The organism is Streptomyces sp. NBC_01551, assembly GCF_026339935.1.
Classification (GTDB): Bacteria; Actinomycetota; Actinomycetes; order Streptomycetales; family Streptomycetaceae; genus Streptomyces.
In genome coordinates this window covers 1,132,258-1,155,669 of sequence record NZ_JAPEPX010000001.1, presented here as the reverse complement: position 1 = coordinate 1,155,669, position 23,412 = coordinate 1,132,258, and the positions used below count along the sequence as shown (strand labels likewise).

The following is a 23,412-nucleotide window of genomic DNA, read 5'->3' as shown; positions in this document are numbered from 1 at the left end:
GACCCCCGTCCCGAAGATGTCGAGCGAAGAAACATCATTCCGGAGCTGCTTCGCCACATCCCCTCGTGGTTCAGTCAATCAGCGTCTGTTTTCGGTCATCCAGTCCAACGCGTGATCGACGGCATCCGCAAGGGAGAAGAGCATGGCCGATACCCCTCCCACCCGCCCCCTGCGCACCCGGGATTCCGGGAACGTCCTGCCGATCTCCGCGAAATCGCTGTCGTCCAGCGCGACGTCCTCGTACGCGGTCCACCCTTCCCGCAGCTGAGCTCCCGGAAGGTTCACCTTCACCACACACTCGTACATGCGCAAGGGGGGCTTGGGAATTCGATACTCCGCGAGATGGAAAGCGGTACAGACCGAAAATCCCACATTGATCAGGAGTACCTGGCCGCCCTCCCAGCACATCTTCCCCAGGGGTGACTCCTCGCCCAGATGACTTTCGAGCCGATGTCCTTCGCAGAGGCGTTCCGCGTCCTTGCCGAGCGCGGCGAAAGAGGTCTGGGGGTGCCCGCTGCGCGCCGCGCCGGGGGCGGTGCGGACGGCCTCGGCGAAGGCGCCCATTCCCTGGCTCGGGGTGCGTTCCGGGTCGAAGGCGGGCATCCGGTCGCGCAAGGCCCGCACCTCGTCCTCGGTCAGACCGGCGATCCGGGCCAGGTGGGCGCTGGAGGTGGTGGAGTTCTCCGGGGTGAACGCCGGGACCAGCAGGGTGCCGTGCGGGCCGAGGAGCCCGGTCAGGGCGTCGCGCAGGGCGTCGGCGCGCAGGCCGGTGCCGCCGAGGGAGGCGTGGACGAGGAGCCGGGTGCGGGGGCGCACACCGAGCAGGCGGAGCTGAACGGCGAGGGCGAGCGCGCCGGGCGGGGCGGCCGGCGTCGGCGGGGCGGCCGGGCTGGGCGGGGGTGTCATGCACCGGCTCCCTTCAGTTCCCAGCGGAGTTCTTCCACCAGGCGCTTGCCGGTGCTGGTCAGCTCGGCCGCCCCGGACAGCCGGTCCAGGGCGCGGTGGATCCGGTCCGCCCCGCCCGGTTCCGGGACCGCCGCCGCCCGCCGGTACGCCTCCACCGCCACCCGCTCGTGTACGTCGGCCAGCAGCCGGGACACCGGAACCGGCCGCTCCCGCCACGGCGACGGGTGCTGCCACTCACCGTCGAGCGCGTACAGGTCCGTCACCTCGGTCAGGGCCCGCAGCCGGGTCCGCCGCCGCCCCGTGAGCAGCGCGAGCGCGGTCTCCCGTACCCCCGCCGCGTACGGCACCCCGAGCGCCCCCGGCCCGTGCCGCCCGGCCTCGCCCCAGCCGACCGAGCGGGGGCCGCCCGCGAGCGGGGTCAGCGTCGTCAGCCCCGCCTGCGCGGCCCGGGCGAACTCCGGGACCGTCTCGTGCAGCAGCGCCCAGGCCCCGTCCAGCCGGGTCCGCCACTGCCCGGCCTCGCCGGTCCCGAGCCGCAGCCGGGGCGGCCGTGCGAAGCAGTTGCGGTACGGGTCGAGGTCCTCCAGCGCCACCGGCGCCGCGTCCGGCCCGGGCGACCAGGTCCGTACGGGCAGCCAGCGGGCGTCCCCCGCGCCGGGTCCGAAGCGGTGCTCGGCGCGGCCGTCCCGTACCGCGTACCCGTCCCCGGCGGCGCGCAGCGCGGCCCGCCCGTCGGCGGCGGGCTCCCCGCGCCGCAGCAGCCCCAGCGTCGGCAGGTACACCTCGCCGTCCCGGTAGGCCACCTCGGCCGGCAGCTCCAGCCCGCCCCGCAGCACGGCGGCGGCGGTCAGCGCGGCCAGCCTGCGCGCGGCCTCGGCGGCGACGTCCTCGCGCCCCGCTCCGGCGCCCGCTCCCGCGCCGTCCCGGACGGCGTCGAGCGCCGTCAGCACCCAGGTCCGGGTGAACGGGTGGTCCAATACCGCGTCCACCGCGTCCGCGGCCTCCTCGCGGACGGCCCCGGCCCGCTCCACCTCGGCCAGCACCTCCCAGGCCCGCGCCCACTCGGGGTGGCCCGCCAGGTCCTCGTGCAGGCGCGCCAGCAGCACCCGGGTCAGGTCCTCCTGGGCGCGGGCGAGTTCGGCGGGGTCGGCCAGCTGCGGCGCGCTCTCGCGGGGCGCGGTGCGGGCCTGCACCCCGTCGACCAGCTCGCGCAGGTCGGCGCAGTACACGGAGGGGTTGTCGAAGCCGCTGCCGGCCCGGTAGCGGTGCGTGTAGAGGCCGCCGCCGCACGAGCGTACGACGGGGCAGCGGCGGCACGAGTCGCTGACGCCGGCCAGGCCCAGCTGCCGGGCCCGTACCCCCGGATGGGCCGCGACCTGGTCAAACGCGTGGTCGAAGACGTTGAACCCGGTGGCCGCCGCACCGTCGAAGGCACTCTTGAGGGAGTCCACCTGTTCGAGGGTCCCGTCCGTCTCGACCACCACGAGGTCGGTCGGGGCCAGTCCCAGCGACTCGGTGAGGCTGGGCCCGCCGCGCAGGGTGGACAGCAGGGACTCGAAGAGCCGCACGGGCACGGGGCGACCGAGCCGCTCCCAGTGGTCGAAGACCCGCAGCAGCCAGCGCGCGTACGCGTCGGGGGCGCCGTCGGGGCGGGGCGGCGGGGTCTCCCAGGTGGCGTGCGGGAGCAGGAAGTCCACCCGGGGTGGTTCCAGCTCGACGAGGGCGTCCAGGACGGCGACGGGGTCGTTGGCCACGTCCACCGTGCAGAGCAGGCCCTGGTAGAGGTGGCGGTAGGGCTCCGAACGGAGCAGCGCGACGGCGGCGAGGACCAGGGGGTGGCTGGTGCGGCCGTCCGCGAAGCGGCGGTGCCGGTCGTTGGCGGCGCGGTCGCCGTCGAGGGAGACGCCGACCCGGACGCCGTATTCGGCGAAGAGGTCGAGATGGCGCGGGCTGAGCTGGAGTCCGTTGGTGTGGATGCGCAGATCGAGGTCCGCGATTCCGGCGAGCGCCCGGGTGAACTCCTCGCAGACGAGCCGGAGCCGGGCCGGGCCCGCCAACAGGGGTTCCCCTCCGTGGAGAATCACCGTGACGGAGGGGAGCGCATGGTCACGGGCATGCTCGGCGAGTCGTGACGCGGTGTGGGTGACGACCTCGGGGGAGATCACTTTCGGCCGGCCTCGCCAGCTCTGATCTGCGTGTTCGTAGACATAGCAATGATCACAAGCGAGATCGCATCTGCTGTGAACTTTCAGGACGATCTCGCGAAAAGCGATCAGGCCGGTCATTGCGCCAGTCTAGAGCCGTACTTCCGGGTCAGAGCGCGGAGTTGAAGATGGGCGCCTGGACCGCGCGACCGGATTCCGTCGGCAGTACGCGACCGAGCGTCGCGGTGGCGGAAGCGCTGCGGACGTCGATCCGGGAGAGCGGGACCCGACGGGCCTTGACCGTGCTGGTCGGGGGGGTTGCGGAAGTGTTCACGACACCGTCCTCGGGGAAGCCATGTGGAATGGGCATGTGAATGACAACAGCGACATGCTGGTGTCAAGCGTGGACTTTACTCGTCCACACCCCATTGGCAACTGAGGCATGACGCCTGGTCAAGCGTTCTACGGCAGGCCTCCGGCATTTCCCGGGGTCCCGTATTCGGCCGTTCGCCTGATGACAAGATCCAATTCCCTTTTCCCCTGGCGGACCCGCCCGGACCGGGCGTCAGGCGGCCCCGGCGGCAACGATTTTGACCACGGCTCGCGCCCGCCTCCGCCCCGACGTGTCCCGCCACCGTCTCCGCCTGCCCGTCGACCGAGCCGACGCTTCCGGCAACTCCCCTCATGCGGGCTGCTGTTCGCCGAGCGGCGGGGCGGGCAGGGCCCGCAGCAGCCAGGTCAGTACGTCGGGCAGCGCGCGCAGCGCCGCGAAGTGCGCGGCGGTCGGGTCGATGGTGGTGGTGGCCCCGGGGATCCGGCGGCCCAGCCATCGGGAGTGGCCCACGGGGGAGAACACGTCCAGCTCCCCGTGCCAGATCAGGACGGGGCTGCGGATGTCGGCGGGGTCGAAGCCCCAGGGGCCGCTGAAGGCGAGGACGTCGTCGATCCACCCCCACGCCGAGGTGCGCAGCCCCTCGCGGTAGTTGCGCAGCAGCATCGAGCGCAGGCCCGAGTCCGAGACGATCATCCGGTCGTTCGCGGTCAGCTCCCGGCGCAGCTCGTCCAGCAGCCGCCCGGGGTCCTTGCGGATGCCGTCGGCGCGCGGGATCAGCCGGGCCGCGAGCTCCTCGGGGTCGGTGGAGGCGGTGGTGTACTCCCGTACGTTCGAGGCGGCCATCCCGGCGAACCAGTCCAGGTCCTCCGCGTCCCGGGGGGCGAGCGGGACCAGGGCCGCGGTCCGGGTGACCCGGTCCGGGAGCAGGGCGGCGCAGGCCAGGGCGCCGGGGGCGCCGCCGGAGCGGCCCGCGACGGCGAAGGTGTCCAGGCCGAGGGCGTCGGCGATCGAGGCCACGTCCTGGGCCACGTCGGCGACGGTGCGTCCCGGGTGGCGGTCGGAGCCGCCGTAGCCGGGCCGGTCGTAGGCGATGAGCTGCATCCGGCGCTGATAGAGGACCATCCCCCGGGGCGCCGGTCCGAGCCGGCTGCCGGGCATGCCGTGGAGCAGGAAGACCGGCTTGCCCTCCGGGTCGCCCCAGCGCTCCACCATCAGAGCGCGTCCGTCCGCGGCGCGCACCTGATCGCGCACGCGTTCCCCCCTCACGGTCGACGCGAGTTGTCACGGTGATTGTGCGCGCTGGGGGAGGAGGGCGGTAGGGCGCACTCGGGGGGAACTTCGTGTGCCGTCCCGGGCGGTTGTGGCGGCCCGAGGCCGGAGGTCCGGGGCCGGGGGTCCGGGCCAGGAGTCATGGGGCGGAGGTCATGGGCCCGGAGCCCGGGGCCCGGGGCCCGGGGCCGGCGTCAGAGGTGGGGGATCAGCAGGGACGCCGCCGAGTGGGCGCGGGCCAGGGCCTCGGTGCGGTCCGCGCCGTGCTGGCCGAGCACCACCCGGGTGCTCAGCCCGTCCAGGAGGGCGAGCAGTTCGGAGGCCCGGGCGGGGACGTCCAGGGCGGCGTCGAAGCGCCCCTGGCCGACGCCCTTGGCCAGCAGGGCCTCCAGATCGCGCTGCCAGCCGTCGTCGATGTCCTGCTGGGCCGTGCGCAGCTGCTCGCTGGCGGGCGTGCGGGCCCACAGCTCGATCCACAGCGTCCAGCGCGGATCGCGGGGGCCGCGCGGCAGGTACAGCTCCAGGAACAGGGCGAGCTTGCGGTGCGCGGTGACCCGGCGGCCCAGCAGCTCGGTGCGCTCGGCGGTGAGCCGGTCCTCGCTCCAGCGCAGCGCCTCCAGCAGCAGCCGGTCCTTGCTGCCGAAGTAGTACAGGATGTGGCCGCCGCTGGTGCCGAGGCGCTCGGCCAGCGCCGACATGGTCAGGGCCGCCAGCCCGTCCTCGGCGATCGCCGCCATGGCCTCTTCCAGCATCCGCTCCTGGGCGATCTGCCCGTCGCGCCGCCGCACCGCTCCCGCCACCGGTCCGCCTTCCTGATCTTCCTGCCCCGACCTTATCCCGGACAGGGTCTTGACGGGCCCCCGGTCGGCGGCGCATCTTGAATGCCATTCAAGAACTTAGAACGTCATTCAAGATCCCGTGAGGGCTTGGATCCAAGGTCAGGGGCACCGCGCATGAGACAGCAGGAGACAGTGCGGCAGGAGGCGACGGCCGACGTCGACGAGGTGTTCCGCGTCGAGACCCACGGCATCGACCCCATCCCCGACGCGGAGCGGCACGGCAGCGCCAAGGACCTCTTCTGGCTCTGGTTCGGCTCCAACCTGACCCTCACCTACGTGATCAACGGCGCCCTCGCCGTCGCGTTCGGGCTCTCCTTCTGGCAGGCCACTGCCGTCGTCGTGATCAGCGGGCTCTCCTTCTTCGCCGTCAGCGCCGCCGGACTCGGCGGCATCCGCACCGGCACCGCCACCCTGGTGATCTCCCGCGCCGCGTTCGGCGTCCGCGGCAACTTCCCCGCCGGCGTCCTGAACTGGGTGGTGAGCATCGGCTACACCATCGTCAACACCGTCGTCGGCACCCTGGCGCTGGAGGTGTTCCTCACCGAGCTCGGCCTCGGCGACGGGGGGAACCCCACCCGCGCCGCCGCCCTGATGATCACCCTCGCGCTGACCTTCGCCGTCGCCCTGTGGGGCCACGCCACCGTGCAGTTCGCCGAACGCTGGATGGCCTACGTCCTCGCCGCCGGCTTCGGCGCGCTGCTGGTCTTCGTCCTGCCCGGCGCCGAGACCGGCGCCCCCGCGGCCGCCGCGCCCGGCCTGTCCGGGTGGAGCCTCGCCTTCGTCGTCATGCTGGCAGGGCCCTTCTCGTACCTGCCGATGCCCGCCGACTACACCCGCTACCTGCCCCGGACCACCTCGCTGAAGTCGATCACCTGGAGCGGCGCCCTCGGAGGCTTCGTCTCCTCCGTCGCCCTCGGCGTCGCCGGAGTCGCGGCCGCCACCCAGACCGACATGACCGACGCCGTCGCCGGAGCCGAGGGGCTGCTGCCCGGCTGGTTCAAGCCGGTGTTCCTGGCCCTGGTCCTGGGCGGCTCCGTCACCAACTCGATCATCACCCTCTACTCCTCCAGCCTGAACCTCCAGGTCCTCGGCATCCCGTGGAGCCGGTCCCGGGCGATCGTCGTCAGCGCCGCCGTGACCGCCGCGGGATCGCTCGCCGCGCTGTTCCTGACCGACTTCACCAGCGCCCTGCTCTCCTTCCTCTCCCTGCTGATCATCGTGTTCGCGCCCTGGGGCGGGGTCTTCCTCGCCGACATGCTGCTGCGCCGCTGCCACTACGACGCCGACGCGCTGCACGCCGGGAGCGCGGGCGCCTACTGGTACCGGGCCGGCTACCACCCGGCCGGGCTCGCCGCGCTGCTCGCCGGTATGGCCTTCGCCGCCCTGACCTGCGATTCCGAGCTGTGGACCGGGCCGCTGGTGGCGCCGCTCGGGGGCGCCGACCTCACGCTGGGCGGTTCGGTCGTCTCGGGGCTCGTCTACTGGGCCCTGGCACGCCGCCGGGTCACCGCCTTCGCGCCCGCCGCCTGATCTCCCGTATCCCCTCTGTCGCACAGGAGTACCGCCCCATGTCCAGCCCCCGCCCCGCCGACCTGCTGCTCACCGGAGCCCGGATCCACACCGTCGATCCCGCGCTCCCCGAGGCTGAGGCCCTCGCCGTGCGCGACGGCGTGATCGTCTGGGTCGGCCCGGACACCGAGGCCGCCGCCTGGGCCGGACCGGACACCGAGCGGATCGACGCGGGCGGCCGGCTGGTGCTGCCCGGGTTCGTCGACGCCCACAACCACGTCCGGCTCGGCTCCGACGACGCCTGCGTCCAGCTCGCCGGGGTCCGCACCCTGGAGGGCATCCACGAGCGGATCCTGGCCTGGCGGGAGGCCAACCCCGGCGCCGAGTGGATCGAGGCCGAGGCCTTCGACTACTCGGCGATCCCCGGCGGGCGGATGCCCCGCGCCGCCGACCTGGACCCGGTCACCGGGGACGTCCCGGCGATCGTCCTCTCGTACGACGTGCACACCGCGTGGCTGAACACGGCGGCGATGCGGCGGCTGGGGGTCTCCAGGGACCGCGTCGACCTGCCCTTCGGGACGGCGGCCGTCGATCCGGAGACCGGCGAGCCCACCGGGTTCGTCAAGGACTTCGCCGTCAAGGGGCTGTCCCGGGACGGCCACCGGGCACTGCGCGAGCTCGGCGTGCCGTGGGCCTCGCCCGACCGGCAGTACGGACGCCTCGCCAAGAGCCTGGACGACGCGATCGGCTTCGGCATCACGACGGTGGTCGAGCCGCAGAACTCCCTGGACGACCTGGAACTCTTCGAGCGGGCCCGGGCGGAGGGGCGGCTGCGGTCGCGGATCGTCGCGGCGCTGTTCCACCCGCGCGGCACGGGCGACGCCGACCTCGACGAATTCGCCGACGCGGCGCGGCGGTTCGCCGGGGACCGGCTGCGGGTGGGCCCGCTGAAGCTGTACATCGACGACGTGGTGGAGCCGCGCACGGCGGCGCTGCTGGAGCCGTACAGCGGGTGCGGGGCGCACCGGGGCGAGACCTTCTACCCGGCCGAGGAGTTCGCGGAGCTGCTGGCGAAGCTGGACGCGCGGGGCTTCCAGTGCTTCGTCCACGCGACCGGGGACCGGGGGATCCGGACCGTGCTGGACGCGGTGGAGCACGCGCGGGCGCTGAACGGCCCGCGCGACGCCCGGCACCAGGTGGTGCACGTGGAGTGCCTGGACCCGGCGGACGTGCCCCGCTTCCCGGAGCTGGGGGTGGTGGCCTGCATGCAGCCGAGGCACTGCGCGCCGGAGATCGCGGGGCCGGGGCAGGACTGGGCGCGGAACGTGGGCGAGGGCCGCTGGCACAAGGCCTGGCCGATGCGCAGCCTGCACGAGGCGGGGGCGGTGCTGGCGTTCTCCAGCGACTGGAACGTCGCCGAGATGGACCCGATGATCGGCATCTACACGGCGGTGACGCGGCGCCCGCTGCGCGGCGACGGGCCGGCCTGGCAGCCGGGCGAGACGGTGGACGTGGCGACGGCTGTGCACGGCTACACGATGGGCTCGGCCTACGCCAACTTCCTGGAGGAGGAGCGGGGTTCGCTGACGGTGGGCAAGGCCGCGGACTTCGTGGTGCTCTCCCGGGACATCTTCGCGGTGCCGGTGGAGTCCATCCCGGGCACGGTCGCGGAGACGGTGGTGGTGGCGGGCGAGGTGGTCCACCGGGCGGGCTGAGGTGGGTGGGGGAGGGGCCTTGTCAGTGGCGGGCACGTGGCGGCGCGTGGCGGCGTATGGCGGGCACGTGGCGGGCGAGTGGCGGGCTTGCGACAGGTCTGTTTCCGAACTGCCGTGACGGAAAAGGGCTGTTGCGGTGCCGGGTGCGCCGTGGCTAGCTTCGGCGCATGGCGATCACCGCGTTTGCGGCCGAGCGGCGCGCGGTCGACTTGATGAGGGTCTCCGGCGCGCTCTGCCGGTGACCGGTTCCGCGCTGCGGCTTCCCGGCTCCCGCTCCGTTTCTCCGTTTCTCCGTTTCTTCAGTCCCGCCAGTCCCGCCAGTCCCGCCAGTCCTCCAGCCATCCAGTCCTCCAGGAGTGTCCGTGACGTCGTCCCGCTCTGCCCTGGTCACCCTCGGGGCCGCCCTGGCCCTGTCCGCCTCGATCGCAGTCCCCTCCGCCGGGGCCACGGCGGCCACGGCCGCGACCGCCCCGCCCGGAGCCGTGGTGCGGGACTGGTACGACACCACCGCGCAGACCGTGGCCGTCGCCGGGGCCGCCACCCAGATCACCAACAGCCGTACCTGGGCCATCAGCTGGCTCGCCGCCGCGCGGGCGACCCGGGAGGCCCCGGCCGGGCGCGACCGGGCCGCGTTCCAGGACGCGGCCGTCGCCTCCGCCGTCCACGACTCCCTCGTCGCGCTGGCCCCCGCCCGCGCCCCAGAGCTCGACGCCGCGCTCGCCGCCAGCCTCCGCCGGATCCCCGACGGCCGCGCCGAGGACCGGGGCGTCGCCGCCGGAGCCCGCCAGGCGCGGCTCGCGCTCGCCGCCCGCCAGGGCGACGGCCTCGACCCGGAGTCCGTGAACGCGCCCTTCGCCGTACCGCCCAGCGCGCCCGGCGTGTGGCAGCCGACGCCCGCCGGCTACGCCCCCGCCGTGCAGTACGGCAACCGCCTGGCCAGGCCGTTCCTGCTCGACTCCCCGTCCCAGTACCGCCTCGGGCCGCCGCCCGCGCTCGACTCGCGCCGGTACCGGGCCGACCTGGCGGAGGTGCGGGCGTACGGGAAGGCCGACAGCGCCGTGCGCACGGCGCGGCAGACCGAGACGGCCACCTTCTGGTACGGCTCCTCGCTGACCCTCTACACCGAGCCGCTGCGGGTGGCCCTGACCCGGTCGCACGGCTCGACCGCCGAGCGGGCGGGGCTGGTCGCGCTGTTCCACGCCGCCCTGGTCGACACCCAGATCGCCACCTCGGACAGCAAGTACGCGTACACGCGCTGGCGCCCGGTCACGGCCATCCGGACCGGCTCCATCGGCACCGACCCGGCCTGGACCCCGCTCCACGAGACCCCGGCCCACCCGGACTACCCCAGCGGCCACGCCACGTACGCGGGGGCCGCGGAGGCGGTCCTGGACGCCCTCACCGGGGCGCGCACCGCGCCGTTCACGCTGACGAGCCCGACCGCGCCCGGGGTCACCCGCACGTACACGGGCTGGGAGCAGCTGACGCGGGACAACGTCGAGGCGCGCATCCTCTCGGGGATCCACACCCGCTCCGCCGACGAGGCGGGCGTCGTCCTCGGCAAGGCGGTCGGCCGGCACGCGCTGCGGGGTGCGGAGCGGCTGCTGGAGCCGCTGGGCTGAGCCGTGGCGTGATCAGGTCGCGGGTCTGCTCGGCCCGGCGGGCGCCGTCTCGTCCTCGCGGAGGGTGTCCGCGAGGTCGGCGCGGTCCCTGCGGCCCCTCCGGAAGATCGCGCAGGCCACGGTGGCGACCGAGCCGAGGACCGCCCAGCCGGCCAGGACGAGGAAGGAGCCGAGCGCGTCGTTGCCCCGGAAGTACGCGATCGAGCGCGCGGCGTACGTACCCGCGCCCGGCGGCAGGGCGGGCCCGATCGCCTTCCAGAACGGCGGCAGCAGCGGGTACGGGTAGGCACCGCCCGCGCTCGGGTTGCCGAAGACGACCACCACCAGGATCGCCAGGCCGATGCCGACCACGCCCGCCAGGCCCTGGAAGGCCAGGGTGATCGCGCCGACCGCGAAGACGACCAGGGTGCCGAGCCCCCACAGGGCCATGACGCTGCCGGGGAGCGCGCCCAGGAGCGGCCCCGCGATCACCGTGCCGAGGAGCCCGGCGACGATCGCGTACGCGAGCAGCGCGCCGAGCCGGATGACGGCGCGGTGGGAGTTGGCGGGCCGGGCGCCGGCGCTGACCGCGAGGATCGCGGCGCACAGGTACCCGCCGACGCACCAGCCGGCCACCAGGTAGAACGCGCTCAGGGCGCGGGCGTCGCCCTCGGCCGCCGGGACCACGTCCGTGACGCGCAGGTCGCGCCCCTGCGACTGCTCGGCCCGGGCGACGATCTCGGTGAGGGCCTGGGAGAGCGAGGCCCCGCCGCCGCTCGCGACGAGCAGCCGGTCGGTGGTGCCGGCGGGGTCGATGATCAGCGCGCCGTCCACCTCGCGGTCCCTGACCTGCGCGAGCGCCGCCGCCTCGTCGGTGACGGCGTGGGCGTCGAGGGGCTTGCCGGGGAGCGCGTCGAGCTGCTCGACGGACCGCGCGGTGACGGGTGCGGCCGGGGCGGTCACGGCGAGGGGGATCTCGCTCGGCTCGGGGTCGTGGAAGGCGCCGATGTAGGAGGCGACGAAGGCGAGCTGGAGCGCCAGCACTCCGAGGACCAGCAGGGCGGCCCGCGTGGTGACGGCGTCCTTGACCTCGGCGAGGAATCCGGCGGGCGGGGCGTCGGTGGGCTGCGTCATGCCTCACACGCTCGGCGTACCCCGCCCCCACCGCAGCAGGAACGGTCCGAACGGATGACACCCCCCGTCCCCGGCCACTCGAACTGGTGTTTCGCACGGGTATTCGAATTGCTCTATGGTGGAGACGGGACCGAAGAAGAGCGGGGGTCGAGCGAAGCAGGAGGCCGCGGGTGCCTGGTTTTACGCATCTGCACACCGTTTCGGGGTTCTCCATGCGCTACGGAGGCTCCCACCCCGAACGCCTGGCGGAGCGCGCCGCCGACCGCGGCATGGACGCCCTCGCCCTGACCGACCGGGACACCCTCGCAGGCGCCGTGCGCTTCGCGAAGGCGTGCGGGGCGGCCGGCATCCGCCCCCTGTTCGGCGTCGACCTGGCCGTGTCGCCCGCCCCGTCCCCCCGGACGGGATCCCGGGGTCCGGAGCCCTCCCACCGCCGCCGGACCCCCGTCAAAGGCGGGGCCTTCATCGACGAATCCGCCCCCCGCGCCGTGTTCCTGGCCCGCGACGGGGCGACCGGCTGGGCCGAACTCTGCCGGATGGTCACCGCCGCCCACGCGGACCCGGCCCCCGGCGCGGGCCCCGGCACCGGCACCGGCGCGACACCCGGCTCCGGCTCCGGCGCCCGCCCGCAACCCGTACTCCCCTGGGAGGCCCTGCGCGGCACCGGCGTGTCCGTACTGCTCGGCCCCGGCTCCGAGGTCGGCCGGGCACTCGCCGCCGGCCGCCCCGACCGCGCGGCGCGGCTGCTCGCGCCCTGGCGGGAGATCTACGGCGACGCCCTGCGCCTGGAGGCCGTCCACCACGGCCGCCCCGGCACCGGTCCCGGCTCGCTGCGCCTGGCCGCCCGCACCGTCGGCTTCGCCGCCGAGCAGGGTGTCCCGGCCGTGCTGACCAACGCCGTCCGGTACGCCGACCCCGGCCAGGGCCCGGTCGCCGACATCCTCGACGCGGCCCGCCGCCTCGTCCCCGTCGACCCCCGCCGCCCCCTCGACGGCGGCGAGCGCTGGCTCAAGGACCCCGCCGCCATGGCCGCGGCCGCCGACCGGATCGCCCAGGCCGCCGGCCTGCGCCCCGCCGACGCGCGCGGGCTCCTCGCGGAGACCCGCCGTAGCGCCGAAGCCTGCGCGGTCGACCCCGAGGACGACCTCGGCATCGGCTCCGTCCGCTTCCCCGAGGCCCACCTCGTCGGCGCGGCCCACCGCACCGCCCAGCGGGTACTGGCCTCCCGCGCCTCCGCCGGCATGGTGCTGCGCGGCTACGCCGACGAGCGCGCGTACTGGGAGCGCATGCACGAGGAGCTCGACGTCATCGCCTACCACGGCTTCGCCTCGTACTTCCTGACGGTCGCCCAAGTCGTGGACGACGTAAGGGCGATGGGGATCAGGGTGGCCGCCCGTGGCTCCGGCGCCGGCTCGCTCGTCAACCACCTCCTCGGCATCGCGCACGCCGACCCCGTCGCCAACGGACTGCTGATGGAGCGCTTCCTGTCCAAGCGCCGCCACGTCCTGCCCGACATCGACATCGACGTGGAGTCCGCCCGCCGACTGGAGGTCTACCGGCGGATCATCGACCGCTTCGGCACCGAGCGCGTCGCCACCGTCTCCATGCCCGAGACCTACCGCGTCCGGCACGCCATCCGCGACGTGGGCGCCGCCCTGTCCATGGCCCCGGCCGAGACCGACCGGCTCGCCAAGGCCTTCCCGCACATCCGGGCCCGCGACGCCCGCGCCGCGCTCGCCGAACTCCCCGAACTGCGCGACGTGCGCGGGGAGGAACACGGGCGGCTGTGGGAGCTCGTCGAGGCGCTGGACGCGCTGCCGCGCGGGATCGCCATGCACCCGTGCGGGGTGCTGCTCTCCGACGCCTCGCTGCTCGCCCGCACCCCCGTGGTGCCCAGCAGCGGCGAGGGGTTCCCCATGTCCCAGTTCGACAAGGACGACGTGGAGGACCTCGGGCTGCTCAAGCTCGACGTGCTGGGCGTACGGATGCAGTCCGCGATGGCCCACGCGGTCGCCGAACTCCGGCGCGCCACGGGGGAGGAGCTCGACCTCGACGACCCGGCGCAGGTCCCCCCGGGCGACGGGGCGACGTACGAACTGATCCGCTCCGCCGAGACGCTGGGCTGCTTCCAGATCGAGTCCCCGGGCCAGCGCGACCTGGTGGGGCGGCTCCAGCCGGCCACCTTCCACGACCTGGTCGTCGACATCTCGCTGTTCCGGCCGGGCCCGGTCGCCGCCGACATGGTGCGGCCCTTCATCGAGGCCCGGCACGGGCGGGCTCCGGTCCGCTTCCCGCACGAGGACCTGGAGCAGGCGCTGCGCGAGACGTACGGGGTGGTGGTCTTCCACGAGCAGATCATCGAGATCGTGCACGTCATGACCGGCTGCGGCCGGGACGAGGCGGACCGGGTGCGGCGCGGGCTGTCCGATCCGCAGTCGCAGGGGCGGATCAAGGTCTGGTTCGCGGCGACGGCGGGCCGGCGCGGCTACTCGCCCGAGGTGATCGGCCGTACCTGGGAGATCGTCGAGGCCTTCGGCTCGTACGGGTTCTGCAAGGCGCACGCGGTGGCCTTCGCCGTGCCCACGTACCAGTCGGCCTGGCTGAAGGCCCACCACCCGGCGGCCTTCTACGCCGGGCTGCTCACCCACGACCCGGGCATGTACCCCAAGCGGCTGCTGCTGGCGGACGCGCGTCGGCGGGGCGTGCCGGTGCTGCCGCTGGACGTGAACCGGTCGGCGGTCGCCCACCGTATCGAACTGGTGTCCGATGTTCCCCCGCTGTGGGGGCTGCGGCTCGCCCTGGCCGACGTCCACGGGATCAGCGAGGCGGAGGCGGGCCGGATCGAGTCCGGGCAGCCGTACGCCTCGCTGCGCGACTTCTGGGACCGGGCGCACCCGGGTCGCCCGGTGGCCGAACGGCTCGCGCAGGTAGGCGCGTTGGACGCCTTCGGCGCCAACCGGCGCGACCTGCTGCTCCACTTGTCCGAACTGCACGGCGCCCAGCGGGCGGCGGGCACTCGGGGGGCCGGTCAACTCCCGTTGGGCGGTGGGAAGTCCACGGCCGCCGTCGGGCTGCCCGACCTGACCGACGCCGAGCGGCTCAGCGCCGAGCTGGGCGTCCTCGGCATGGACGCCTCGCGACACCTGATGGGCGAGCACCACGCCTTCCTGGCCGAGCTGGGCGTGATCCCGGCGCGGCGGCTGCGGGAGACCGCGCACGGGCAGACGGTCCTGGTCGCGGGCGCCAAGGCGGCCACCCAGACCCCGCCGATCCGGTCCGGGCGGCGGGTCATCTTCACGACCTTGGACGACGGGACCGGGCTGGTCGACCTGGCCTTCTTCGACGACAGCCACGAGGCGTGCGCGCACACCGTGTTCCACTCCTTCCTGCTGCTGGTACGGGGCGTGGTGCAGCGGCGTGGCCCGCAGAGCCTGAGCGTGGTCGGCGCGGCGGCCTGGAACCTGGCGGAGCTGGTGGAACTGCGGGCGGCGGGCGGGGTGGACGCGGTCGCGGCCCGGCTGTCGGAGCCGATGGGTGGGGGCGGTGCAGGGGGCGGTGCCGGTGCAGGTTCCGGGGGCGGTGACGGGGCTGGGGCCGGGGACGGGACCGGTGGCGGGGCCGCGGAGGGAACCGGAGACCGGGGCCGCCGGATCCACCTGCCGACCGGGTACGAGATGAACCCGTGGGCCGACCTCCAGCCCCCCGGCAACGGCGCCGCGACCGGCCGCAAGCTGTGGCACTCCAGCCCGGGGAGCGCGGGATGACCGGCGCGGTCCTGCACGTCCGGTGCGCCCCGGTCCTGCCCGAGGAGGGCTACCGCGCGGTGCTGGAGCTGCTGCGGGAGTTCTCCCCGCTGGTCCAGGCCCTCCCGCCGCGCGCCGCCCTCGTCCAGGTCCGGGGTGCCCAGCGGTACTTCGGGGTGGACGCCGAACGCATCGCGGAGGTGGTCCGGCTGCGCGCGGTGGCCCGGCTGGGCGCGGACGTCCGCATCGGCGTCGCCGGCACCTGGGCGGTCGCCGCCATGGCCTCAGCCCGGATCCCGGGCCCCGGCGGCATCCTGGCCGTGCCCGGGGAGCGGGTGGCGGAGTTCCTCGGACCGCTGCCGGTGGAGGCGCTGCACGGGCTCGGCTCCCGCCAGGCCGAGGCGCTGCGCCGGTACGGGCTGCACACCGTCGGGGCGCTGACCGAGGTCCCGCCCGGGGTCGTCGAGCGGATCCTGGGCCGGCGCGCCGGGCGGGTGGTCGCGGAGCGCGCCCGGGGCATCGACCCGCGCCCGGTCACCCCGAGGGACCTGCCCCCGTCGGTGGCGGTCCGGAGCCGGTTCGCCCGGGAGGAGCTGGACGGCCCGCACGCCCGGGCCGAGCTGCTCGGTCTGGTGGTCCGGCTGGGTGCGACCCTGCGCGGCCGCCGCCAGGCCGCCCGGGCCCTGACCCTGACCCTGCGGTTCGCGGGCGGTACCCGCTGGGAGAAGACCCGGCGCCTGCCCGAGGCGTCCGCGCACGACGAGGACCTGCGGATCCTGGCGTACCGCCTGATGGACGCGGCCGGACTGCAACGGGCCCGGCTGACCGGCATGGTGCTCCGCGCGGAGGACCTGACCGGCGCCGACCGGGCGGCGCGGCAGCTCACGCTGGACCCGGTCCGCGAATCCCGCCTGACGGTGGAGGCGGCCATCGACCGGGCCAACGCCCGCTTCGGCCCGGGCACGGTCCGCCCGGCCGCCACGTTCCGCCCGGCCGCCGCGTTCCGCAGGGCGGCGTAGTGGCGCAGGGGGCGAAGTAGCGCAGGGACGGGCCGCGACACACATTTTTTACTGACGCGTAACTTCCAAGTCTTGCTACCCGCCCGTAATTTAGCGACAGCAGCACCCCTTGTGATCCGGATCACGGGCTGAACCCCCACGCATGTCCCTGACCGCAAGGAGAACAATCGATGCTGCCCTGGCGACGCCTGCTCCGCCCGCTGGCCGTCCTCTCCCTCGCCGCCGCGCTCGTCGTCCCCACCGGCGCCGCGCATGCCGCCTCCGCCCCGAGCAGCGGCTGGAACAACTGGTCCTGCAAACCGTCAGCAGCCCATCCCCGCCCCGTCGTCCTCGTGCACGGCACCTTCGGGAACTCGGTCGACAACTGGCTCGGCTTCGCGCCGTACCTCGTCCACCGCGGGTACTGCGTCTACTCCCTCGACTACGGACAACTGCCGGGCGTGCCCTTCTTCAACGGGCTCGGTCCCATCGACAAGTCGGCCGGCCAGCTCGACGTCTTCGTCGACAAGGTGCTCGCCTCCACCGGAGCCGCCAAGACCGACATCGTCGGGCACTCCCAGGGCGGCATGATGCCGAACTACTACCTCAAGTTCCTCGGCGGCGCCCCCAAGGTCAACGCCCTGGTCGGGCTCGCCCCCGACAACCACGGCACCACCCTGAGCGGACTCACCCAGCTGCTCCCGTACTTCCCCGGCGCCGAGGACCTGATCAGCGCGGCGACCCCGGGCCTGGCCGACCAGATCGCCGGATCCGCCTTCGTCACGAAGCTGAACGCGGGCGGCGACACCGTCCCCGGCGTGAAGTACACGGTCATCGCGACCAAGTACGACGAGGTGGTCACCCCGTACCGGAGCGCGTTCCTGAGCGGGTCGAACGTACGCAATGTGGTCCTCCAGGACCTGTGCGCCCTGGACTTCTCCGAACACGTGACCATCGGCCTGACCGACCGGATCGCGTGGCACGAGGTGCTCAACGCCCTCGACCCGGCCAACGCCGAACGGACCACCTGCGCGTCGGTCTTCAGCTGACGACGACGCGCAGGGGCCCGTCCGCCCTACGGGGCCGCGGGGCTACGGACGACGGCCCGTCGTCGTCGCACGGCGACGGGCCAGCCCGAACAGCACGGCCGCGCCGACGGCCAGGGCCGTGGCCCCGGCGATCGCGATCACCGGCGTGGCACTGCTGCCGCCGGTCTCGGCGAGGTCACCGGACTGGGCCTGGACCGCGGCCCCGGACCGCGACGCCTCCGGCTCCGCCTCCGCCTCCGTCTCCTTCACCGGGGCGACCGGGGAGGGCGCCGACTCCCCGTTCGTCTTCGGGTCGTTGTCGCCGTGCCCGTTGTGCTCCACGGACGACTTGCCCTCCCCGGCGGCTATCTGCTGATCGGTCGGCGCCTTGGCGGTCGGCGCGGCGGGAGCCGCCGCACTCGCCGTCACACTGGGCTTGGCACTCGGCACGCCGGCCCCACCGCTGCCGCTCCCACCGCTGTCCTTCCCGAACACCACGTCGGAGCAGGTGTAGAACGCCTCGGGACTGTCGGAGCGCTGCCAGATGCTGTAGATGAGGTGCCGGCCGGTCTTGTTGGGCACGGTCCCCTTGAAGACGTAGTCCCCGTTCTGCATCCCCGGGTCGGTGACCTTGGCGAACGGCGCCGGCTCCAGGTCCGACCACTTCAGCGGCTTGGCCGGGTCGTAGCCGTCCTTCGTGACGTACAGCTCGAACGAGCCCTTGTGCGGGGCGGTGCCCTTGTAGCGGAAGGTGTGCTCCCCGGCCTTCATCGGGCTCGACGGCCAGTCGGCGCGGGCCAGGTCCAGACCCCGGTACTTGTCGTTGCCGGCGGAACACAGCTTCCCGTCAGGGATCAACGCCTGGTGCTTCCCGGCCGCGTTGGCGATGTTGACCGCGTTCCAGTCGTAGAACGCCTGCGCCCCGCTCGCCTTGACGGCCTCCTTGCAGGCGGCCGACTTGGGGGCCTCCGGCCCCTCCGCGTAGCACGCCGCGACCCGGCTGACCGGGTCCGTCATCGACCCGTGCGCGACCGCAGGCGCGGTGGCGTACGCGGCCACCGCGAGCGGGGCGAGACCAACGGCGGCGAGTCGGGTGACGGTACGGCGTGCGGGCATGGGTGGATCTCCTCACAGACGGAATCGGACTGCGCGACGCCACCCCCACGGGGTCCCGACGCCACCGCCAGCCCTCCCTGGCCCGGCCAAACTAACGGCCCCCCACCCCCTCCCAGCCGCCTTCCCGCCCCCCGCCCCGATCCTTAGGCTCCGCTTAAGGCAGGGAAAAGAGCGCCCTCAGGAACGAACCCCCAACCGCACTGCGGCCAACGGTCGTGGCTCTCTCCGTCTTCCTCGTCGGGCGCCTGTTGGTGGCCCGTCAGGCGAGGAGGGCCAGGAGGCCGGCGGGGGAGTGGGCCTGGTGGTCGAGGGTGTTGAGGGCGTTCAGGGCCTCGGCGGCGGCCGGCGGGTCGGTGGTGGGGAGGGGGCTCGCGGCGAACTCGTCCTCGTCGAGGCGGAGTACGGTGGCGCCGTCCGCCGAGACCCAGAGGTCGAGGTCCAGGTCCTCCACCAGGACTGCGTCTTCGGTGACGGTGGCCGGGCGGGTGACGTCGCAGTACCAGCCCTTGAGGGCGCCCTCGGAGGTGCGGACCTCCTTGATCGCGTACCAGCGGGTGCGCCAGAAGTGCTCGGTGAACACGTCTCCCGGCTCGAAGCGTACGAAGCCGAAGTCCCGTACGGTGTCCGCGGCCCAGGGCGCGCGGACGGTGATGCGGTCGCCGTCGTCGGCGATGAGGGCGGCCGGGTAGCGGATCTTGGTTCGGCCGGCCTTGGTGAGGGTGACGGTGAGGGTGGCGGTCATCGGGACGTGGACTCCAGGTTCTTCGTGTAGCGGGTTTCGGTGGCGCAGATCTCGTATCCGAAGCGGCGGTTGATGGCGAGCATCGGCTCGTTCCCGGCGTCGTTGCCTGTGAAGGCCTCCGTGTAGCCGGCCGCCAGGGCCCGGTGGAGGGAGTCCGTCTTGGCGAGTGAGGCCAGGCCGCGGCCCCGGTACGCGCGCAGGGTGCCGGTCATCGCCGAGCCGTAGCGGCCGGCGCCGTCGGTGCGGGCTGCGGTGAAGGCGGCGACGGCCCCGTCGACGAGGACGACCGTGGTCAGGTCCTTGTCGAGCGACGGGTCGTGCCAGACGGTGCGCAGCCAGTCCTCGTAGTCGTCCAGCTCCGCCGGTACGTCGCCGGGTTCGTCGGCGGTGGCCTCCGCGTCGGCCGCGTGGAGCGGGCGCGGATCGGCGGCGAAGTCGGAGGCGGTGCGCAGCTCGACCCCGGCGGGGAGCCCGGCCGGGTACGGGGGCAGCGGGCGCGCGGTCAGGTCCAGGCGCAGGAAGTGCGCGGAGCGGCTGGGGCGGTAGCCGTGCCGCTCGGCGAAGGCGCGGTGGCCGGGCTCGTCCAGCACCCAGGCGTACGCGTGCGCCGAGCCCTCGGCGGCCAGGTGCTCCTCGGCCGCGCGCAGCAGGGCCGTCCCGGTGCCGAGCCCGCGGTGCGCGGGGTCCACGTAGGCGTTGACGTACGCGAGGCCCGGCGTGGGGCTCTCGTACGCGAGACCGACCTCGGCGGTGCCGATGGCCAGGCCGTCCCCGTTCTCGGCGATGAGGAGCCGGCGGCGCCCGGCGGGGTTCGCGGAGGCGGCCTCGAAGGCCACCCGGGCGGCGGTCGTGATCAGGAACGGGAGGGCGGCGCGGCGTACTCGGACGACGGACTCGGCGTCCCCGGGGTGGCCGGGGCGGAGGTCGCGGATCGTTGCGGTCATGGAGCCGACCGTAGATCGCGGGCGCCGCGGGCGCCTGCGAATTTCGCGGGGGATGGGGGAGAATCGGCGCGTGACCTCGACGAACCTGAACATCCGGATCGACGCCTCGGCAGGCGCCGCCGCCCCGTACGAGCAGCTGCGCGCGCAGATCGCGGACGAGGCGCGGGCGGGGCGGCTGCCGGTGGGGTACAAGCTCCCGACGGTGCGGGGGCTGGCGGAGGAGCTGGGGCTGGCGGCGAACACGGTCGCCAAGGCGTACCGGGCGCTGGAGGGCGACGGGGTGATCGAGACGCGCGGCCGCAACGGGACCTTCGTCGCGGCCGCCGGGGATTCGGCGGCGCGGGAGGCGGCCGCCGCGGCGCAGGCGTACGCGGAGCGGGTGCGGCGGCTGGGGCTCACCTTCGACGAGGCCACGGCCGCCGCCCTCGACGGCTTGCGGGCGCGGTACGGAAAGTAGGCCGGTCAGGCCGGTCAGCCCGGTCAGCCCGGTCACCGGTCCGGCCGGTCACCGGTCCGGCCGGTCCGGGCCTGATCCCGGGCGTCGCCCCGCGTCGGCCCCCACGTCAGCCCTTGTACGGCCGGAGTTCCGCCCTGAGGTGGTGCGTCATCGGCACGCCCATCGCCGCCATGTCCTGGACGATCGTCAGCTCCCCGTCGCGGACGGTGTAGCGGCGCCGCATGGCGTTGACCTCCTTGGCCCGGGGCGTGCGCGCCACGTTGTCCGTCGCGATCTCGATCTCCGTGCCGGACACTTGGCCGACGTACGTCTCCACGATGCCGGTGGGGTGGGCGAGGGTGACCTCCACGGAGGCGTCGGGCATGATCCGCCACCACCCCGACTCCCGCCCCGACGGCCGCAGCGCGGTGCCCGACTCGTCGATCAGCCAGGCGCGCGACTCGTAGCGCAGGAACGGCCGGCCGTCATGGCTGAAGGTGATCTCCTGCTCGTACCGGAATCCCTGCTCCAGGGTCGGGTACTCGCCGCGCCCGCGGCCGTGCCAGCGGCCCAGCAGGGGCAGCACCGGCCGGAGTTGCGGGTGCGGTTCGGGTCCCTCGCCGAGGACGTGGCTGTCGGGGTACGGGTTCTCCTGCGCCGGCTCGGGCACGGTGCGCTCTCCTGTTCGGTGTGTCCCCCGGCCGGGTGGTGGTGGAAGCGGCCGACGGGGCGGGACCTTCGGCCCCGGCCCATTGTCGTCGGCGCACGCCACCTAACCCGCGCGCCACCAGAACCCGCACGCCACCGGCCTCCGCACGCTCTGCTACAGGTACAGCCCCGCCTCGCTGGACTGTCCCTGCGGCGGCAGCAGGGCCGCAGGCCCCGTACCGCGCCGCAGCGCGAAGAGTTCGGCCAGCGTGGCGCCTTCGCGGGGGACCCCCTCGTCGGTGCCCAGCCAGTCCACCGCCTCGCGGTGGGTCAGCCTGCCCACCTCGATGCGGGCCAGGCAGCGGCCCGGCCGGACCACAGCCGGGTGCAGGCGCTCCAGGTCCTCGTTGGTCGTGACCCCGACCAGGACGTTGCGGCCCTGCCCCAGCAGTCCGTCCGTCAGGTTGAGCAGCCGGGACAGCGCCTGCCCGGCCGTGTGCCGGGCCTCGCCGCGGATCAGCTCGTCGCAGTCCTCCAGCAGCAGCAGCCGCCAGCGCCCCTTGGACGTGCCCTCGTCCTCGCCGATCGCGATGTCCATCAGGTAGCCGACGTCGTTGAACAGCCGCTCCGGGTCCAGTACGCAGTCCACCTGGCACCAGTCCCGCCACGACCGGGCCAGCGTGCGCAGCGCGGAGGTCTTCCCCGTCCCCGGCGGCCCGTGCAGCAACAGCAGCCGGCCCGCGATGTCGTCCGGGGTGACCTTCATCAGCCGGTCCATCGCCCCGGCCACCGGCGCGGTGTAGTTGGGCCGCACCTCCGCCCAGGTCCCGGCGGCGATCTGGCGGGTCGTCCGGTACGGGCCGCGGCGCGGGGAGACGTACCAGAACCCCATCGTGACGTTGTCCGGCTGCGGTTCGGGCTCGTCCTGCGCCCCCTGCGTCGCCTGGTCGAGGACGCCGGAGGCGAGTTCGTCGCTGACCGCCGTCACCGTGACGTCGGCCCCGCGGCTCCAGCGCGAGACCAGCATGGTCCAGCCCTCGCCCTGGGCGAGCGTGGCGCTGCGGTCGCTGTCGCGGGCGGAGCGCAGCACGGTGGCCTCGGGCGGCAGCAGGGTCGCTTCCGGTTTCACCCGCTCGATCGTCACGCTGTGCGAGTACGGCTGCTCGCCTGACGCGAACCGGCCGAGGAACAGCGCGTCGACGACGTCCGCCGGTGAATCGCTGTCGTCGACGTTGAGCCGGATCGGCAGCGCGTGGTGCGGGTCGTCCGCGGTGGCTGACATGGCGCCCATGATCCGGCACGAAGTGCCGTCCCGCACCCGTGTTTCGCCGGATCGGGTGGCCGGGTTCCCTCTTGAAACACCGTCGGGGTGAAGATTCGGGCCACAACTCTGCCCCGAAAATTCTTGGCATGAACACTTCCAGCCAAGCGCGGCTGCTTGTACCACGGACTCAGGAGTAACCCCCACAAGGAGCCGCACACATGAGCTTGAAGATGCCGCGCCTCGCTGCCCTGACCTCCTCCCTGTTACTCGCCGCCTCCGCCGCCCTGTTCGGCGCGGGCCAGGCCTCGGCCGCCCAGGCCGATTTCGGCTACGTCGCCCTCGGCGACTCCTACTCCTCCGGCGTCGGCGCCGGCAACTACGACAGCGGGAGCGGCGACTGCAAGCGCACCAGCCGCGCGTACCCGGCCTTGTGGGCCGCCGCGCACTCCCCGCAGAGCTTCGCCTTCACCGCCTGCTCGGGCGCCCGTACGGGTGATGTGCTGGCCGGCCAGCTCGGCCCGCTGAACTCCGGCACCGACCTCGTCAGCATCACCATCGGCGGCAACGACGCCGGATTCTCGGACGTGATGACGACGTGCGTCCTCCAGTCCGAATCCACCTGCGTGAGCCGCGTCAACCAGGCCAAGGCCTACGTGGACTCCACCCTCCCCGGCAAGCTCGACCAGGTCTACAACGCCATCGACAGCCGCTCGCCGAACGCGAGGGTCGTCGTCCTCGGCTATCCCCGGTTCTACAAGCTGAACGGCACCTGCGTCGCCGGCCTCTCCGAGGGCGAGCGCTCCGCCATCAACGGCGCCGCCGACTACCTCAACGCCGCCATCGCCAAGCGCGCCGCCGACCACGGCTTCACCTTCGCCTCGGTCGCCGGCGCCTTCACAGGCCACGAGATCTGCTCCGGCAGCGCGTGGCTGCACAGCGTCAACTGGCTCAACATCGGGGAGTCGTACCACCCCACCGCCGCCGGGCAGTCCGGCGGATACCTGCCGGTGTTCACCAACGCCGCCTGACCGGCCCCCGGGCC

Annotated in this window: 20 protein-coding genes; 9 read left to right on the top strand and 11 right to left on the bottom strand. The window is 74.0% G+C overall.

Annotated elements, in window-relative coordinates; genetic code table 11:
* Window positions 1–78: 78 nt before the first annotated feature.
* From OG982_RS05075 to OG982_RS05055, 5 genes are all read right to left on the bottom strand, one after another.
* Window positions 79–906, bottom strand: coding sequence for an aminoglycoside N(3)-acetyltransferase (locus OG982_RS05075; RefSeq protein ID WP_266947997.1), 828 nt, complete (start codon window positions 904–906; stop codon window positions 79–81).
* Window positions 903–3,191 (bottom strand): radical SAM/SPASM protein FxsB, inactivated metallohydrolase extension form, encoded by a 2,289-nt coding sequence (gene fxsB, locus OG982_RS05070; RefSeq protein WP_266947996.1) that lies wholly within the window; start codon window positions 3,189–3,191, stop codon window positions 903–905. The genes OG982_RS05075 and fxsB overlap by 4 nt, the downstream gene beginning before the upstream one ends.
* Before the next feature lie 28 nt (window positions 3,192–3,219).
* Complete coding sequence (gene fxsA / locus OG982_RS05065) at window positions 3,220–3,384, bottom strand: FxSxx-COOH cyclophane-containing RiPP peptide (protein WP_266789345.1); 165 nt, start codon at window positions 3,382–3,384, stop codon at window positions 3,220–3,222.
* 348 nt (window positions 3,385–3,732) lie between these two features.
* Window positions 3,733–4,635, bottom strand: coding sequence for an alpha/beta fold hydrolase (locus tag OG982_RS05060; RefSeq protein ID WP_266789347.1), 903 nt, complete (start codon window positions 4,633–4,635; stop codon window positions 3,733–3,735).
* Between the two features lie 212 nt (window positions 4,636–4,847).
* Window positions 4,848–5,453, bottom strand: coding sequence for a TetR/AcrR family transcriptional regulator (locus OG982_RS05055; RefSeq protein WP_266947995.1), 606 nt, complete (start codon window positions 5,451–5,453; stop codon window positions 4,848–4,850).
* 153 nt (window positions 5,454–5,606) lie between these two features.
* Here OG982_RS05055 and OG982_RS05050 point away from each other — a divergent pair, with 153 nt between their 5' ends.
* From OG982_RS05050 to OG982_RS05040, 4 genes are all read left to right on the top strand, one after another.
* Window positions 5,607–7,022, top strand: coding sequence for a cytosine permease (locus OG982_RS05050; protein WP_266947994.1), 1,416 nt, complete (start codon window positions 5,607–5,609; stop codon window positions 7,020–7,022).
* A gap of 38 nt (window positions 7,023–7,060) precedes the next feature.
* On the top strand, window positions 7,061–8,716 hold the full coding sequence (locus tag OG982_RS05045; RefSeq protein ID WP_266947993.1) for an amidohydrolase: 1,656 nt from the start codon (window positions 7,061–7,063) through the stop codon (window positions 8,714–8,716).
* Window positions 8,717–8,883: 167 nt separating this feature from the next.
* The gene (locus OG982_RS31040; RefSeq protein ID WP_353961818.1) at window positions 8,884–8,958 is read left to right on the top strand and encodes a putative leader peptide; all 75 of its coding nucleotides are present in this window, start codon (window positions 8,884–8,886) and stop codon (window positions 8,956–8,958) included.
* 120 nt (window positions 8,959–9,078) lie between these two features.
* Entirely contained in the window at window positions 9,079–10,338 is a 1,260-nt protein-coding gene (locus OG982_RS05040) for a vanadium-dependent haloperoxidase (RefSeq protein ID WP_266789355.1), read from the top strand.
* Window positions 10,339–10,350: 12 nt separating this feature from the next.
* On the opposite strand, the gene OG982_RS05035 is transcribed toward OG982_RS05040, so the two are convergent.
* On the bottom strand, window positions 10,351–11,451 hold the full coding sequence (locus OG982_RS05035) for a DUF3533 domain-containing protein (RefSeq protein ID WP_266789357.1): 1,101 nt from the start codon (window positions 11,449–11,451) through the stop codon (window positions 10,351–10,353).
* A 170-nt stretch (window positions 11,452–11,621) separates the two neighbouring features.
* Here OG982_RS05035 and OG982_RS05030 point away from each other — a divergent pair, with 170 nt between their 5' ends.
* The 3 genes from OG982_RS05030 (at window position 11,622) to OG982_RS05020 (ending at window position 17,241) form a co-directional block, all read left to right on the top strand.
* Window positions 11,622–15,215 (top strand): DNA polymerase III subunit alpha, encoded by a 3,594-nt coding sequence (locus tag OG982_RS05030; RefSeq protein ID WP_266947991.1) that lies wholly within the window; start codon window positions 11,622–11,624, stop codon window positions 15,213–15,215.
* Window positions 15,212–16,213, top strand: coding sequence for a hypothetical protein (locus OG982_RS05025; protein WP_266947990.1), 1,002 nt, complete (start codon window positions 15,212–15,214; stop codon window positions 16,211–16,213). Before OG982_RS05030 ends, OG982_RS05025 begins: the two co-directional genes overlap by 4 nt.
* Before the next feature lie 170 nt (window positions 16,214–16,383).
* Entirely contained in the window at window positions 16,384–17,241 is an 858-nt protein-coding gene (locus OG982_RS05020) for a triacylglycerol lipase (protein WP_266789362.1), read from the top strand.
* Window positions 17,242–17,283: 42 nt separating this feature from the next.
* Here the strand turns inward: OG982_RS05020 and OG982_RS05015 are convergent, their stop codons facing one another.
* The 3 genes from OG982_RS05015 to OG982_RS05005 form a co-directional block, all read right to left on the bottom strand.
* Complete coding sequence (locus OG982_RS05015; protein ID WP_266947989.1) at window positions 17,284–18,336, bottom strand: lytic polysaccharide monooxygenase; 1,053 nt, start codon at window positions 18,334–18,336, stop codon at window positions 17,284–17,286.
* Window positions 18,337–18,595: 259 nt separating this feature from the next.
* Complete coding sequence (locus OG982_RS05010; protein ID WP_266789366.1) at window positions 18,596–19,078, bottom strand: DUF402 domain-containing protein; 483 nt, start codon at window positions 19,076–19,078, stop codon at window positions 18,596–18,598.
* Window positions 19,075–20,022, bottom strand: coding sequence for a GNAT family N-acetyltransferase (locus tag OG982_RS05005; RefSeq protein ID WP_266947988.1), 948 nt, complete (start codon window positions 20,020–20,022; stop codon window positions 19,075–19,077). The genes OG982_RS05010 and OG982_RS05005 overlap by 4 nt, the downstream gene beginning before the upstream one ends.
* A 52-nt stretch (window positions 20,023–20,074) precedes the next feature.
* Here OG982_RS05005 and OG982_RS05000 point away from each other — a divergent pair, with 52 nt between their 5' ends.
* On the top strand, window positions 20,075–20,479 hold the full coding sequence (locus OG982_RS05000; RefSeq protein WP_266789370.1) for a GntR family transcriptional regulator: 405 nt from the start codon (window positions 20,075–20,077) through the stop codon (window positions 20,477–20,479).
* A 106-nt stretch (window positions 20,480–20,585) separates the two neighbouring features.
* Here the strand turns inward: OG982_RS05000 and OG982_RS04995 are convergent, their stop codons facing one another.
* Complete coding sequence (locus OG982_RS04995; protein ID WP_266947987.1) at window positions 20,586–21,128, bottom strand: FABP family protein; 543 nt, start codon at window positions 21,126–21,128, stop codon at window positions 20,586–20,588.
* A 153-nt stretch (window positions 21,129–21,281) separates the two neighbouring features.
* Window positions 21,282–22,388 (bottom strand): DUF5925 domain-containing protein, encoded by a 1,107-nt coding sequence (locus OG982_RS04990; protein WP_266789373.1) that lies wholly within the window; start codon window positions 22,386–22,388, stop codon window positions 21,282–21,284.
* A 206-nt stretch (window positions 22,389–22,594) separates the two neighbouring features.
* Between OG982_RS04990 and OG982_RS04985 the strand changes: the two genes are divergently transcribed.
* The gene (locus OG982_RS04985) at window positions 22,595–23,398 is read left to right on the top strand and encodes an SGNH/GDSL hydrolase family protein (RefSeq protein ID WP_323139291.1); all 804 of its coding nucleotides are present in this window, start codon (window positions 22,595–22,597) and stop codon (window positions 23,396–23,398) included.
* Window positions 23,399–23,412 lie beyond the last annotated feature (14 nt).

Excerpts from the sequence above, each read along its gene's own strand:
- OG982_RS05075 (WP_266947997.1), bottom strand. The coding sequence starts at position 906 with ATGACACCCCCGCCCAGCCCGGCCGCCCCGCCGACGCCGGCCGCCCCG.
- fxsB (WP_266947996.1), bottom strand. The coding sequence starts at position 3,191 with ATGACCGGCCTGATCGCTTTTCGCGAGATCGTCCTGAAAGTTCACAGC.
- OG982_RS05050 (WP_266947994.1), top strand. The coding sequence starts at position 5,607 with ATGAGACAGCAGGAGACAGTGCGGCAGGAGGCGACGGCCGACGTCGAC.
- OG982_RS05045 (WP_266947993.1), top strand. The coding sequence starts at position 7,061 with ATGTCCAGCCCCCGCCCCGCCGACCTGCTGCTCACCGGAGCCCGGATC.
- OG982_RS05035 (WP_266789357.1), bottom strand. The coding sequence starts at position 11,451 with ATGACGCAGCCCACCGACGCCCCGCCCGCCGGATTCCTCGCCGAGGTC.
- OG982_RS05025 (WP_266947990.1), top strand. The coding sequence starts at position 15,212 with ATGACCGGCGCGGTCCTGCACGTCCGGTGCGCCCCGGTCCTGCCCGAG.
- OG982_RS05020 (WP_266789362.1), top strand. The coding sequence starts at position 16,384 with ATGCTGCCCTGGCGACGCCTGCTCCGCCCGCTGGCCGTCCTCTCCCTC.
- OG982_RS05015 (WP_266947989.1), bottom strand. The coding sequence starts at position 18,336 with ATGCCCGCACGCCGTACCGTCACCCGACTCGCCGCCGTTGGTCTCGCC.
- OG982_RS05010 (WP_266789366.1), bottom strand. The coding sequence starts at position 19,078 with ATGACCGCCACCCTCACCGTCACCCTCACCAAGGCCGGCCGAACCAAG.
- OG982_RS05005 (WP_266947988.1), bottom strand. The coding sequence starts at position 20,022 with ATGACCGCAACGATCCGCGACCTCCGCCCCGGCCACCCCGGGGACGCC.
- OG982_RS05000 (WP_266789370.1), top strand. The coding sequence starts at position 20,075 with ATGGGGGAGAATCGGCGCGTGACCTCGACGAACCTGAACATCCGGATC.
- OG982_RS04990 (WP_266789373.1), bottom strand. The coding sequence starts at position 22,388 with ATGTCAGCCACCGCGGACGACCCGCACCACGCGCTGCCGATCCGGCTC.